11 protein-coding genes are annotated in these 12,663 nt (G+C 64.8%); all 11 read right to left on the bottom strand.

Annotated features, from left to right (window positions below):
* Nucleotides 1-19 precede the first annotated feature (19 nt).
* The 11 genes from LSO07_RS18905 to araD all read right to left on the bottom strand — a co-directional run bounded on the left by LSO07_RS18905 (nucleotide 20) and on the right by araD (nucleotide 12,374).
* On the bottom strand, nucleotides 20-1,411 hold the full coding sequence (locus LSO07_RS18905; protein ID WP_099388109.1) for a porin: 1,392 nt from the start codon (nucleotides 1,409-1,411) through the stop codon (nucleotides 20-22).
* Nucleotides 1,412-1,476: 65 nt separating this feature from the next.
* On the bottom strand, nucleotides 1,477-2,931 hold the full coding sequence (locus tag LSO07_RS18900; protein WP_151096270.1) for an NAD-dependent succinate-semialdehyde dehydrogenase: 1,455 nt from the start codon (nucleotides 2,929-2,931) through the stop codon (nucleotides 1,477-1,479).
* A 23-nt stretch (nucleotides 2,932-2,954) separates the two neighbouring features.
* Nucleotides 2,955-3,743, bottom strand: a complete 789-nt coding sequence (locus tag LSO07_RS18895; RefSeq protein WP_151096269.1) for an SDR family NAD(P)-dependent oxidoreductase — start codon at nucleotides 3,741-3,743, stop codon at nucleotides 2,955-2,957.
* Between the two features lie 27 nt (nucleotides 3,744-3,770).
* Nucleotides 3,771-4,679 (bottom strand): SMP-30/gluconolactonase/LRE family protein, encoded by a 909-nt coding sequence (locus LSO07_RS18890; RefSeq protein ID WP_151096268.1) that lies wholly within the window; start codon nucleotides 4,677-4,679, stop codon nucleotides 3,771-3,773.
* Nucleotides 4,672-5,559, bottom strand: a complete 888-nt coding sequence (locus LSO07_RS18885; protein ID WP_083299904.1) for an aldose 1-epimerase — start codon at nucleotides 5,557-5,559, stop codon at nucleotides 4,672-4,674. Before LSO07_RS18885 ends, LSO07_RS18890 begins: the two co-directional genes overlap by 8 nt.
* A gap of 2 nt (nucleotides 5,560-5,561) precedes the next feature.
* A complete protein-coding gene (locus LSO07_RS18880) occupies nucleotides 5,562-6,392 on the bottom strand; it encodes a carbohydrate ABC transporter permease (protein ID WP_034755232.1) in 831 nt (276 codons plus the stop codon).
* The gene (locus tag LSO07_RS18875) at nucleotides 6,389-7,303 is read right to left on the bottom strand and encodes a carbohydrate ABC transporter permease (protein ID WP_034755235.1); all 915 of its coding nucleotides are present in this window, start codon (nucleotides 7,301-7,303) and stop codon (nucleotides 6,389-6,391) included. The genes LSO07_RS18880 and LSO07_RS18875 overlap by 4 nt, the downstream gene beginning before the upstream one ends.
* A gap of 76 nt (nucleotides 7,304-7,379) precedes the next feature.
* Nucleotides 7,380-8,630 carry an ABC transporter substrate-binding protein gene (locus tag LSO07_RS18870; protein ID WP_034778560.1) on the bottom strand — a complete coding sequence of 417 codons (1,251 nt, stop codon included), beginning with the start codon at nucleotides 8,628-8,630 and terminating at the stop codon, nucleotides 7,380-7,382.
* A gap of 46 nt (nucleotides 8,631-8,676) precedes the next feature.
* A complete protein-coding gene (locus LSO07_RS18865) occupies nucleotides 8,677-9,780 on the bottom strand; it encodes an ABC transporter ATP-binding protein (RefSeq protein WP_151096267.1) in 1,104 nt (367 codons plus the stop codon).
* A 75-nt stretch (nucleotides 9,781-9,855) separates the two neighbouring features.
* Nucleotides 9,856-10,668: an HpcH/HpaI aldolase family protein gene (locus tag LSO07_RS18860; protein WP_034778555.1), complete on the bottom strand. Its 813-nt coding sequence runs from the start codon at nucleotides 10,666-10,668 to the stop codon at nucleotides 9,856-9,858.
* A gap of 38 nt (nucleotides 10,669-10,706) precedes the next feature.
* Nucleotides 10,707-12,374, bottom strand: coding sequence for an L-arabinonate dehydratase (gene araD, locus LSO07_RS18855; protein WP_231773020.1), 1,668 nt, complete (start codon nucleotides 12,372-12,374; stop codon nucleotides 10,707-10,709).
* Between the last annotated feature and the right edge of the window lie 289 nt (nucleotides 12,375-12,663).

Genomic DNA, 12,663 nt, shown 5'->3' with positions numbered 1-12,663 from the left:
TCAACAAATAAGCACTAAATTAAAAGACGAGGAACATGCCGGCGGTCAGCTCGACGGGGCTGTAGCCGAAGTAGTTATTGTCCCCCCGGAACTGCAATACGCCCAGCTTGGCATGGCTGTTGTTGGCGATGCGCGTGGCATACGCGTAGAACGACAGGGTCGGCTGGAAGTTGTACAGGTAGCCCAGCGAGTAGGCTGTCGACGTGGGCTTGCCCACGCCATCGCCCGTGTTCGTGCCGAACGCGCCTTTGGCGTTGGCGCCGTCATAGCTGATGTGCGCCAGGCTGCCCTCGATGCGGTGCTTGCCGAGGTCATACGCGCCCGAGACGCCGAAGGCGTCGGCCGCATAGCCGCCCGCGTTCGACACGCGGTAGGAGGTGTAGGAGCCACCCAAGGTAAAATCGTGCCACTTGTAGCGCGCGCCGACGATGTCCGTGACCTGGTTGCGCTTGAGGAAGTTCGGCGTGCCCCCCGTGCTGATGTCGTTGCTCTGCTGGTAATCCATATGCGCATAGCCGAGGAACAGGTCGCCCTTCTTGTACAGCACGTTGGCGGCCCAGCTGCGGCCATCGTTTTCCAGGTCGGTGGCGGAAGACGCCTGCTGGCCGGCCGAATACGACACTTCCGCCGAGATGTTGTTCCAGGTGGGGCTGCGGTAGCGCAGCGCATTGCCGTAGAACAAGGCCGTGCCCGAGTTGTTGCCGGCCAAACTCGTCGTCTTGCTGGCGTTGCCCGTGACGGGATCCTTCAGGTAGCGGCCCAGGGATTCGGGACGCGTGAGCGAGAACAGGGCGCTGAAGTCGTTGGCGCCGTAATTGTGCGCCGAGGCCAGGTCGGCGCCCAGCGAGACCCAGAACGGCGCCATGTACATGGTGCCGCCTTCGATCGAACCCCAGGTGGTCGAGGCAAAGCCGACAGTGGAACCGCGGTTGAACAGCACGGACGAGGTGGTGTTGTTTTGCGTGCCGCCGCCCGCATTGCCGTTGAACAGGTTCAAGCCCGTCTCGACGCCGAAGATGGCCTTGTATTCATCGCTGAAGACCCAGGCGCCCGTGAGGCCCAGGCGGCTGGCCATCTCGCCCTGGTTCAGGCGGTGGTTGGTCAGCTGGCGCCCGCTGGCATCCTTGCCGCGCGAAACCGTATAGCCGATGTCGCCACGGCCGTACAGTTTCCAGTTGAAGCCGGTGACCGGTTTCACGGGCGCCGCTGCCGGTGCGGCAGCCATCGCTGCTGCTGGCGCTGGCTGGGCCGCTTTCGCTTCCATCTGCGCCACCCGGTCCTGCAACTGGGCCAGCATGGCTTTCATGTCGCTCAGTTCGTCGGCGCGCGCGTTAGCGCTAACAAATGGTGCCGAGAGAAGCACGCCGGTGATGGCCGCAGCCAATGTGGTTTTGCGTAAAGTCGTTTGCATGATCTTGTCTCCTGTGTTTTTTATGAGTATGGTTGCTGATCCCTGCCTTGCCTACCTTGAAATAATCAAATCCCTCCCATGCACAAATATTTGATATCGAGGAAGTCGTCCATGCCGTAATGCGAGCCTTCGCGGCCCATGCCCGAATGCTTGACGCCGCCGAACGGCGCCATTTCATTGGCGATCATGCCCGTGTTGATGCCGACCATGCCCACTTCCAGTTCTTCCGCCACGCGCCAGACTCTGCCCAGGTCGCGGCTGTAGAAATAGCCGGCCAGGCCGAACTGCGTGGCGTTGGCCATGGCGACGACTTCCTCTTCGCTGCCGAAGCGGAACAGGGGCGCCAGCGGGGCGAAGGTTTCCTCGGTGGCCACCAGCATGTCGCTGTTCGCTTCCAGCACCACGCTGGGCTCGAAGAAGCTGCCGCCCAGCGCGTGGCGCTTGCCGCCGATGGCCAACTTGCCGCCCTTGGCCAGCGCGTCGGCGATATGCTGTTCGATCTTGCGCACGGCGTTTTCATCGATCAGCGGGCCTTGCGTGACGCCTGCTTCGGTGCCGGCCCCCAGTTTCAGCTCGGCCACCTTGGCCACCAGGCGGGCGGCGAAGTCGTCGTAGATGCTGTCCTGCACGTAGATGCGGTTGGCGCAGACGCAGGTCTGGCCGCTGTTGCGGTATTTCGACATCAGCACGCCTTCGACGGCCGCGTCGATATCGGCATCCTCGAAAACGATGAAGGGCGCATTGCCGCCCAGTTCCAGCGACAGCTTCTTGATCGTGCCGGCCGCCTCGCGTGACAGCCAGGCGCCCACTTCCGTCGATCCCGTAAACGTGATCTTGCGCACCAGGTCGTTATGGCACAGTTCCGTGCCGATCGCTTGCGCCGCGCCCGTCACCACATTGAACACGCCGGGCGGCACGCCGGCGCGCAGCGCCAGTTCGGCCAGGGCCAGGGCCGACAGCGGCGTTTGCGACGCCGGTTTCAGGACCATGCTGCAGCCGGCCGCCAGGGCGGGGCCGGCCTTGCGCGTGATCATGCCGTTCGGGAAATTCCACGGCGTGATGGCCGCGCACACGCCGATCGGCTGCTTGATGACGACGATGCGCTTGTCGTTCGACGGCGGCGCGATCACGTCGCCATACGCGCGCTTGCCTTCCTCGGCAAACCATTCCAGGTAGGCCGCGTTCGAGACGATCTCGCCCTTGGCTTCCGCCAGCGACTTGCCTTGCTCGCTGGTGAGTATCAGCGCCAGGTCGTCCGCGTGCTGCAGGATTAGCGCATGCCAGGCGCGCAGCACCGTGGCGCGCGCCTTGACGGTCTGCTTGCGCCACAGCCGGAAGGCCGCATGCGAGGCGGCGATGGCGCGCCGCGTCTCGGCGGCGCCCATGCGCGGCACGGTGGCGATCACGGCGCCGGTAGCCGGGTTGGTGACATCGATGGTGGCGCCGTCGTCGGCGTCGCACCAGGCGCCGTCGATCAGGCATTGCTGTTTCAACAGGCTTGCGTCTTGCAGGTTCAACATGAGGGTTCTCCTTGAATGGGGGCTTAGCCAGCTACAGATACTTGCGCGAGGCCGGCATCGACGATGATGTTCTGGCCCGTGATGCCGTCCGAATCGTCGGCCGCCAGGAACAGGGCCGTGCGCGCCACGTGGCCCGCGTCGAGCCGGTATTTCAGGCATTGCAGTTCGATGAAGCGGCGGTCTTCTTCCGGGTCGCGCCACAGCGCGGCCTGGCGGTCCGTGGCGATGGCGCCCGGCGCGATGGCGTTGACGCGGATATTCTGCTCGCCCAGCTCGCGCGCCAGGGTGCGCGACAGGCCCGCGATGCCCGCCTTGGACGTGGTGTAGCCGACCAGGTTGGGGCGCCCGCGCATCCACGAAATCGAGCCCAGGTTGATGATGGAACCGCCGCCGGCGGCCGCCATGCCGGGCGCCACCTGCTGGATGGCGAACACGTGGTGTTTCAAGTTCAGCGCCAGGCAGTTGTCCCAGTATTCGGGCGTCAGTTCCGCCAGCGAATGACGGTCGTCGCGGCCCGCGTTGTTGAGCAGCACGCGGATGGCGCCGAAGCGCGCCTCGACGTCGGCCAGGCTGGCCTGGTAGGCGGCGATGTCGCGGATGTCGCTGTAGATAAAATAGGGCGCGTGCCGGCACAAGGGCGCCAGGCGCGCGGCCAGGGCGTCGCTGGCGTCGCGGTCGATGTCGCAAAAAGCCACTTGCGCGCCTTGCAGGGCGAAGTGTTCGACCAGCGCGGCGCCGATGCCGGAGCCGCCGCCGGAAACGAAGACCACGCGGTCCTGCAGGCTGGGGTAGAGAGTGATGTTGGCGTTCATGCTGTCCTCAGGGTGAAGATCCGGATATCAATCCCGGTATAGGGGTTCGGGGCGGCCGGCCACGTCCAGGCGCACGGCAAAGAGGCCGCCGGCCTGTGGCTGGCGCGCCAGTTCGTCGTCGCTTGCGCCTTCGCGCGCGCTGGTGATGTACAGAGTGCGCAGGTCGGCGCCGCCAAAGGCGATCATGGTGGGGCGCGTGACGGGCACGCGCACGATGCCGATGATCTCTCCCTGCGGCGAAAAGCGCAGCACCCGGCCGCCTTCGTATTGCGCGCTCCAGTAGCAGCCTTCCGCATCGAGCGCCGCGCCATCGGGGCGGCCACCGTACACGGCGTCCTCTCCCTTGACGGGCAGGCGGGCAAACACCTTGCGTTCGTCCACCTGGCCGCTGGCCGCGTCAAAGGCGAAACGGTAGATCACGTGGTTCGGCGTGTCGGACTGGAACAGCGACTGGCCATCGGCCGCGAAGGCGAGGCCATTGCTGACTTTCACGCCAAGATCCTGTTGCGGCCCCCAGCCCAGGCGCGTGGCGCCCCGTTCCAGGCAAAACATGGCAGCCAGTTCCGCCGTGCGCGGCTCGTACATGGCGCCGGCCCAGAAACGCCCGGCGCTGTCGCAGCGGCCGTCGTTGAAACGCATGTCGCGGCTGTCGTAGGGGGCGTCGGCCAGCTTGTCGAGCAAGCCTTCCTGCGGATAGAAGCGGTAGAAACCGTCGCGCAGGGCCGCCACCAGGCCGCCCTTTTCAGCCAGCGCGATGCAGCCCGGCTCGCACGGCACCCACCAGACGCGGTCGAGGCTTGTGGCCGGATCGTAGCGGTGCAGGCGGCGCCCGGCGATATCGATCCAGTACAAACACTGCTCGGCCACGCTCCACAGCGGGCATTCACCCAGCTGGGCGCGCGCATCGAGCACGAGTTCAGCTTGCCATTCACGCATGCTGGCTCTCCTCGATGGCCAGGCGCATGGCGATGTGCAGACTCTCGCCGGGCGCCAGCAAGCGCATGCCCGTGTCACGCGCGCCGCGCGCGGCCAGCGCAAACGCGTTATTCGCGTGCGTGACGGGTTCGATGGCGATGAAGCTGCGCTCGTCGTTGGGCGCGAAGCACACGAGATGGCGGCAATTCTCGCTGGCCGACAGCTGCACACTGTAGTCGCCGTAATCGAGGCTGGCGCGGCCCGTCCAGCCGCTGTAGCAATGGTCGCTGCGCCAGCCGGCCACGGGCTGTGGCGTGGCGAATGGCGACGCTTGCGCCACGGGCGCCAGGCCGGCCGGCAAGTGGTCATCGCCCATGCTCCACACGCCATCCCATTGCGCCTGCAGGCGCAGGCCGGGCGCCAGCGGAAAGTAGGGGTGAAACCCCAGGCCGGCGGGCATGGCGCGCGTATCGTCATTGCGCACGGATAAGGTCAGGCGCAGGCCGGCAGCGTCGAGCAGCACGGTTTGCCGCGCTTCGCAGGCGAACGGCCAGTCGGCGTCGCCGCCGTGCACCAGCAGCAGTTCGGCGCTGTCGTCCGCACGCGCCGCAACGTGCCAGGCGCGCTGCCAGCCGAAGCCGTGGATGCTGTGCGGCTCGGGCGGGAAGTTGGCGCGCAGCGCATGCGCCTGTTCCTGCGCTTGCAGCACGGCGTTGCCGATGCGGTTCGAATACGGCACCAAAGGGTAGCAGGCCATCTGCCGCACGTCGGCAGCGGCTGGCGCGGCGCGCAGGATGTCGCGCCCGCGCCAGCGGAAAGCCGCCAGCGCGCCACCCGTGGCCGGGTGGACGTCGGCGCGGCAGTCGCCGTGCGCCAGGGTGAAGGGAGACTGGTGGTCCATTTTCAGCCCTTCAAGCCGCCCGAGGTCAGGCCGCTGACGACCTTTTCCTGGAAGATCACGATCAGCACGACGATGGGCACGATGGCCACCACCAGTGCCGCCGAAATGATCGGCCACGGGAAGGCGAACTCGCCCTGGTACAGCTGGATGCCGACGGGCAGGGTGCGGTAAGCCACGGCCGAATTCATCGACAGCGCCAGCAGGAACTCGTCCCAGGAATTCACAAACGCGAGGATGGCGGCCGTCGCCACGCCAGGGGCGGCCAGCGGCAGCACGATGCGCCACAGGGCGCTCAACCGGGTGCAGCCGTCGAGCATGGCCGCGTTCTCGATGTCGCGCGGGATATCCTGGAAAAAGCTCACCATCATCAGGGTGCAGATGGGCAGGTTCAGCACCGTGTACGGCAGCACCAGCGCCCAGTAGGAATTGAGCAAGCCCAGGCTGCGCATGATTTCGAACAATGGCACCATCAGCGTCACCAGCGGGAACATCGACACGCCGATGATGGCAGTGAGGATCAGGCCGCGGAAGCGCAGGCGCAAGCGGGCAATCGCATACGCGGCCAGCGCGCTGATGAACAGGCTGAGCAGGGTCGACAGGCCGGCCACGATCAGGCTGTTGGTCAGGAACGTCAGCAGCGGCTGGTCCTGGAAGGCGGAGATGAAATTGCCGATGGTCGGTTCGTGCGGCCAGTAGGTGATCGGCTTTTGCGTCAGTTCGCTCTCGGTTTTCAGTGAGGTAAACAGGATCCACAGGGCGGGGAAGACGCCGTTGAGGATGACGATCGCTGCGGCGAACCAGCGCAGGCGCTTCGATGAAAACAGGCCGCTCATTCTTTGTCTCCTCTTACATATTTCAGATACACAAACGTGGTGGCCATCGACAGCAGGAACATGAAGACCGCCAGGGTCGAGCCGTAGCCCACGTCGAGGTAGTCGACGGTATTGGACTGGATATACATGGCCAGGGTCTTGGTTTCGTCGCCAGGGCCGGGCATGTTGTACGGAATATCGAAGGACTGGATGGCCGTCAGGGTGCGGAAGATCAGCGCCACCAGCATCGATGGCACCAGCAGCGGCAGGGTCACTTCCGTGAATTGCTTCCATTTGCTGGCGCCGTCCACTTCGGCCGCTTCATACAGCGAGGCGGGGATGGTCTGCAGGCCGGCCAGCAAAATGAGCGCCATGAACGACGAGGTTTTCCAGATGGTCGTGATGCAGATGGCAGCCATGGTCAGCGCGGGCGAGTTGAACCAGATCTGCGGTTCCCAGCCCAGGCCGGGGATCAAGAGGTCGATGCGGCGGATGATGTCGTTCACCAGGCCGTATTCGCTGTGGAAGAACCAGGCGAAGATCAGGCCGACGAAGGCCAGCGGCAAGGCCCACGGCAGCAGCAGCGCCAGGCGCACGGGCCAGCGGTATTTGAACGGCATGTTGGCCAGCATGGCCAGGCCCAGGCCCGCCACCAGCGCGCCCGGCACGGTGACGACGGTGATGATGACGGTGTTTTTCAAGGACTTCCAGAACAGGCTGTCTTCCAGCGCCATCTTGTAGTTGTCCAGGCCCACGAAACTGGGCAGGCTGCCGCCGGACAGGCGGATGTCGAAAAAGCTGTTGTAGATCAGTTTGCTGACCGGGTAGGCCACGATCAGCAGTAAAAAGAGAATCGCCGGCGTCAGCAGGACCCAGGCCAGCGTTGTTTCGCTGGGGTCCGTGATGCGGCTTTTCAGGGTGCGTTGCCTCATGATTTCCTCGTCTGTTGCGGTGTGCGTATGCGTGTGCCGCCCGCGCCGCCGTCGTGGCGGCACGGGTTCGGTCTCCTTAGCGCAGGATGCGCTTGACCCGGTTTTCGATCTCGGCCACGCCCGCCGCCGGCGTTTTCACGCCCGCCATCACGGCATTCGTGTTGACGCGCACGGCTTCGGACACTTCGCTGTAGCGCGGCGTGACGGGGCGCGAACGGGCGCTTTGCACCACCGGCAAGGCATCGGCGAACCAGCCATTGACGGCCAGTACTTCCTTGTCCTGGTAGACGGACGGGTAGACGGGCAGGTTGGATGCCTTGATGGCCAGCTGCTTCGACACTTCCGGGCTCGACAGCCAACGCACCAGCTTGGCCGATGCTTCCTTATTTTTCGAGAACGAAGACACGGCCCACTGCCAGCCGCCGATGCACGAGGCAGGTTTGCCGCCCGCCATGGCCGGCAGGCTGACGACGCCGACTTTATCTTTCACGCTGCTGTCGGCGCCATCCTGGAAATGATTCCAGGCATAGCCCCAGTTGACGGCAAACAACACGTTGCCGGCCTGGAATTCCTTGCGCGTATCGTCGGTGGCCACTTCGGCGATATTCTTTTTCGCCACGCCCTGGTCGACCAGCTTGCGCCACATGGCCAGGCCCGCTTCCGCCTTGGGCTTGTCCAGGGTCAGCTTGCCATTGGTGACCAGTTCGCCGCCCTGGCTCCAGTACGGCAACAGGAAGGTGCAGACGGCGCCTTCGATGGCCTTGCCCTGGAAGCTGATGCCTTGCAGTTCCGGATTCTTTTCGCCGGCCTGGATGGTGCGCGCCACGCTGGCCAGCTCATCCCAGGTTTTTGGCGCCGCCAGCTTGTACTTGGCCAGCAAGTCCTTGCGGTAGTAGAGGAACATGGCGTCGGCAAAGGCGGGCAGGGCCACGACCTTGTTGTCGACCATATTGGCTTGCTTGTAGGCGGGCAAGTACTGGCCCATGATCTTGTCGCGGTCGGCGCCCAGGTATTTGTCCAGGCTTTCGATCCAGCCGGCCGACGCGTACTGGGCCGGGCGGATGATGTCGATCAGGAACACGTCCAGGGTGGTGTCACCGGCCGACAGCACCGTGTTCAGGTATTTCTGCTGCAGTTCGGACGTGGCGCCGCCCGTTTCCAGGTCGATCTTGACGCCGGGATTGGCGGCCATGAACTTGGCGAACAGTTCGCGCATGACTTCGGGGCGCTCCTGGCCGCCGACGAACACCTTGACGGTTTGCGCGTGCGCGCCGGTAGCGAGGACGAAGGTGGCGCCGAGCGCCAGGACGAGGGATTTGATACGCATGATGTTGTCTCCTGTTTTTGGAATGGGTATGCCGGTCGTTCGCGGCTTATCGGGAGGGCAGTACCGCGCCCCCTTGCGGATCGAACAGATGGAATTTCTCCATGTCCAGCTGTACCGAGACTTGCTGTCCCGGCGCCAGGGCAAACGTGGGCGGCAGGCGCGCCGTCAATTCGCCCCCTTCGCACTGGAAGATGACCAGGGTTTCCGCGCCCAGCGGCTCGACCACCACAACCGTCGCGGCCAGGGCGGCGCTGGCGGGACTGGCCGCTTCCAGCGTGATGTCTTCCGGGCGGATGCCGAATTCCACTGCGCGGCCGTCGAGCTTGCCGCATGCGGCCTGGCGCTCGAGCGGCAGGGCCAGGCGGGACGCGCCCAGGACGATCTCGGCCTGGCCGGCGCCGTTGCGCGCCACCTTGGCGCCGAGAAAGTTCATCGGCGGCGAGCCCGTGAAACCGGCGACGAATTTCGATACGGGCTCGTTGTAGATCTGGTCCGGCGTGCCGACCTGCATGATGTTGCCGCCAGACAGTACGACGATGCGCTCGGCCAGGGTCATCGCCTCGACTTGGTCATGCGTGACGTAAATGGTGGTGGCGCCGATGCGCTGGTGCAGTTTCTTGATTTCTGTACGCATTTCCGAGCGCAGCAGGGCGTCCAGGTTCGACAGCGGCTCATCGAACAGGAACAGCTTGGCCTGGCGCACGATGGCGCGGCCCATGGCCACGCGCTGGCGCTGGCCGCCGGACAGGGCGCGCGGCTTGCGGTCGAGCAAGTGGTCGATTTTCAGGATGGTGGCGGCGGCGCGCACGCGCTGTTCGATTTCCGCCTTGGGGAACTTGCGCAGCTTCAAGCCAAAGCCCAGGTTGTCGAACACGGACTTGTGCGGATACAGCGCATAGTCCTGGAACACCATGGCGATGTCGCGCTCGCGCGGCGGCAAGTCGTTGACGACCTGTCCCTCGATGGAGATGGTGCCGCCCGTGATCGATTCCAGGCCCGCCACCATGCGCATCAGTGTTGATTTTCCGCAACCCGAAGGGCCCACGAAGACGACGAACTCGCCTTGCTTGATTTCCAGGTCGATGCCATGAATGACTTCGACGCCGTTGTCGTACTTCTTGACGACCTTTTCCAGTTTTACACCTGACATGCTTGTCTCCAAAAGATGCGAATGACGCGTCTGAGCGCGCTACGTGCGTTGCAACAGTGTGTCGCAACAGAATAATTAGTAGGCTCCCGTGTCGAGGGCTTTCGCCAGCGACGGTTTCAGGGCCGTGATAAAGGCATTGGCCTGGCGCATCATCATGCCCATGTCCGAAGCGATGGCCACGTAGTCATAGCCGTAACTGATGAAAGTGTGCACCATTTCCGGCGAGGGGCCGACAATGCCGATCGGTTTGCCGATGGCGCGCGCGCGGCGGGCCGCGTCGGCAATGGCCGCCTGCACGTCCGGGTGGCCAATATTGCCGATGTGGCCCATGGCGGCCGACAGGTCGCCCGGTCCCACGAACAGGGCGTCGACGCCATCGACGGCGGCGATTTCTTCCAGCTGCGCCAGGGCGGCCGGGGTTTCCAGCTGGATAATCGAGAAGACGGCGCCGTTGGCGCGCGTGGCGTAGTCGGGCACGGTGCCATAGCGGCTGGCGCGGTGCATGGCGGCAAAACCGCGCGTGCCGGGAATGGCCTGGCCCGGCTGCGGATAGCGGGTGGCGGCCACGGCGCTGCGCGCCTCGCCGGCATTTTCCACGAACGGGAACATCAGGGTTTGCGCGCCGATGTCGAGCGCGCGCTTGATTTGCACCAGGTCGTTCCAGGCCAGGCGCACGACAGGGCAGGCCGGCGTGCCGCCGACTGCCTGCAGGATCTGGTAGGCGTCCTGGTAGTCGATGGGCACGTGTTCCATGTCCAGCACCAGCCAGTCGAAGCCGGCGCAGCCCATGGCTTCGGCCGTCACGGGCGTGCCGGCCATCAGCCAGCTGCCCAGCGGTACTGCTTTGTCCGCCAGCAAGGCGCGGAAACGGTTGTCCAGGATATCCATAGTTGTGCTCTCTAATATAGGTAGGGAAGGCGGCGGCGTCAGAAAATCGGCGGCTCCGGCGTGGCGGCGTTGCCCAGCAAGAAGTCCAGGTCGCAGCCCTGGTCCGCCTGCGTCACGTGCTCCATGTACAGCTTGGTGTAGCCGCGCGCATATTTTTGCGCCGGCGCCTGCCACTCGGTGCGGCGGCGCGCCAGTTCCTCGTCCGTTACCTCCATGTTCAGGGTGCGCGCGGCGATGTCGAGCACTATCATGTCGCCGTTGCGTACCAACGCCAGCGGACCGCCGACGGCCGCTTCGGGCGTCACGTGCAGTACGCAGGTGCCGTAGTGGGTGCCGCTCATGCGCGCGTCGGAGATGCGCACCATGTCGCGGATGCCCTGCTGCAGCAGCTTTTTCGGCACCGGCAGATTGCCCCATTCCGGCATGCCTGGCGCGCCGATGGGTCCGCCATTGCGCAGGATTAAGACCGTGTTTTCATCGATATCGAGGTCGGGCGCATGGATTTGCGCCAGCATTTCCGCGTTCGAGTCGAACACGAGGGCGCGTCCGCGGTGTTTGGTGAACTTCGGATTGGCGGCCGATGGTTTGATGACGGCGCCGCCAGGACACAGGTTGCCGCGCAGCACGGCCAGCGCCGCGCCGTCGGCCACCGGCTGCGACACCTTGCGGATAACGCTGTCGTCCAGGCAGACGGCGTCGGCGATATTCTCGCCCAAGGTACGGCCCGTCACCGTCAAGGCCGTCAAGTCCAGCTGCGGCATGATTTCCTTGAGCAGGGCCGGCATGCCGCCCGCATAGAAGAAATCTTCCATCAGCTTGTCGCCGGACGGGAACAGGTTGGCGATGACCGGTACTTTTTGCGCCATCGCATCCATTTCATCGAGCGACAGGGCCAGGCCGGCGCGCCCGGCGATGGCCACCAGGTGGATGGCCGCGTTGGTCGAGCCGCCGAGCGCCATGTAGGCCGCCACGCCGTTCGACAGCGCGGCGCGGGTGAAGAAGCGCGACGGCTTCAAGTCTTCCCACACCATGCCGACGATGCGCTCGCCGCATTGCGAGGCCATGCGCACGTGGTTGGCATCCATGGCGGGGATGCTGGTGGCGCCCGGCAAGGTAAAGCCCATCGCTTCGACGATGGACGTCATGGTGGACGCCGTGCCCATGGTGTTGCAGGTGCCGGGCGAGCGCGTCATCTTCGCTTCCAGCTTGATCCACTCGGGCTTGGCGATGTCGCCGGCCACGTAGTCGTCCCAGAATTTCTTGGTATGCGTGCCCGCGCCCACGCTCTGGCCGCGGTAGCGGTCGTTGAGCATGGGGCCGGCAGGACAGAAGATGGCGGGGATGTCCATGCTGATGGCGCCCATCAGCATGCCTGGCGTCGTCTTGTCGCAGCCGCCGAGCAGCACGGCGCCGTCGATGGGCAGCGAGCGCAGCAGCTCCTCCGTTTCCATGGCGAGGAAGTTGCGGTAGATCATGGTGGTGGGCTTGACCATCACTTCGCCCAGCGACAGGGCCGGCAGCTCGACGGGGAAACCGCCGGCCAGCAGGATGCCCCGTTTGACGGCTTCGGCCCGCTCACGCAGGTGCGAGTGGCACGGCGACAGGTCGCTCCAGGTATTGATGATGGCGATGACGGGGCGGTCGAGGAATTCCTCGCGGCGCAAGCCCATCTGCTGCAAGCGCTGGCGGTGGGCGAACGAGCGCATGTCGTCTGGGGCCAGCCAGCGCTGGCTGCGCAGGGATTCCAGCGTGCGGCGGGAGGTAGCGGAGCTCAATGTGTGTCCTTTTTGGTTGCCTGGCGCGCTGCGTATGGCGTTCCAGTGCGGCTGTCTCGGGTCTTGCTGTCAGTCTTTGTTAGCGCTAACATTGCAAGTACAGCGAAATATAATTTGAATCGCCGGGGGCTGTCAACAGATTTAATGCAGGGGGAATGCGCGCAGCCATTACACTATCGGCATGATTTCATTGGCGCCAATTTCCAGGGTGGAATTTCTG

Origin of the sequence: Janthinobacterium sp. PLB04, assembly GCF_021165895.1 — a bacterium.
GTDB classification, from domain to species: Bacteria; Pseudomonadota; Gammaproteobacteria; order Burkholderiales; family Burkholderiaceae_D; genus Janthinobacterium; species Janthinobacterium lividum.
This window is presented reverse-complemented; position numbering and strand designations above follow the sequence as displayed.

Excerpts from the sequence above, each read along its gene's own strand:
- LSO07_RS18905 (WP_099388109.1), bottom strand. The coding sequence starts at position 1,411 with ATGCAAACGACTTTACGCAAAACCACATTGGCTGCGGCCATCACCGGC.
- LSO07_RS18900 (WP_151096270.1), bottom strand. The coding sequence starts at position 2,931 with ATGTTGAACCTGCAAGACGCAAGCCTGTTGAAACAGCAATGCCTGATC.
- LSO07_RS18895 (WP_151096269.1), bottom strand. The coding sequence starts at position 3,743 with ATGAACGCCAACATCACTCTCTACCCCAGCCTGCAGGACCGCGTGGTC.
- LSO07_RS18890 (WP_151096268.1), bottom strand. The coding sequence starts at position 4,679 with ATGCGTGAATGGCAAGCTGAACTCGTGCTCGATGCGCGCGCCCAGCTG.
- LSO07_RS18885 (WP_083299904.1), bottom strand. The coding sequence starts at position 5,559 with ATGGACCACCAGTCTCCCTTCACCCTGGCGCACGGCGACTGCCGCGCC.
- LSO07_RS18880 (WP_034755232.1), bottom strand. The coding sequence starts at position 6,392 with ATGAGCGGCCTGTTTTCATCGAAGCGCCTGCGCTGGTTCGCCGCAGCG.
- LSO07_RS18875 (WP_034755235.1), bottom strand. The coding sequence starts at position 7,303 with ATGAGGCAACGCACCCTGAAAAGCCGCATCACGGACCCCAGCGAAACA.
- LSO07_RS18870 (WP_034778560.1), bottom strand. The coding sequence starts at position 8,630 with ATGCGTATCAAATCCCTCGTCCTGGCGCTCGGCGCCACCTTCGTCCTC.
- LSO07_RS18865 (WP_151096267.1), bottom strand. The coding sequence starts at position 9,780 with ATGTCAGGTGTAAAACTGGAAAAGGTCGTCAAGAAGTACGACAACGGC.
- LSO07_RS18860 (WP_034778555.1), bottom strand. The coding sequence starts at position 10,668 with ATGGATATCCTGGACAACCGTTTCCGCGCCTTGCTGGCGGACAAAGCA.
- araD (WP_231773020.1), bottom strand. The coding sequence starts at position 12,374 with ATGCGCTCGTTCGCCCACCGCCAGCGCTTGCAGCAGATGGGCTTGCGC.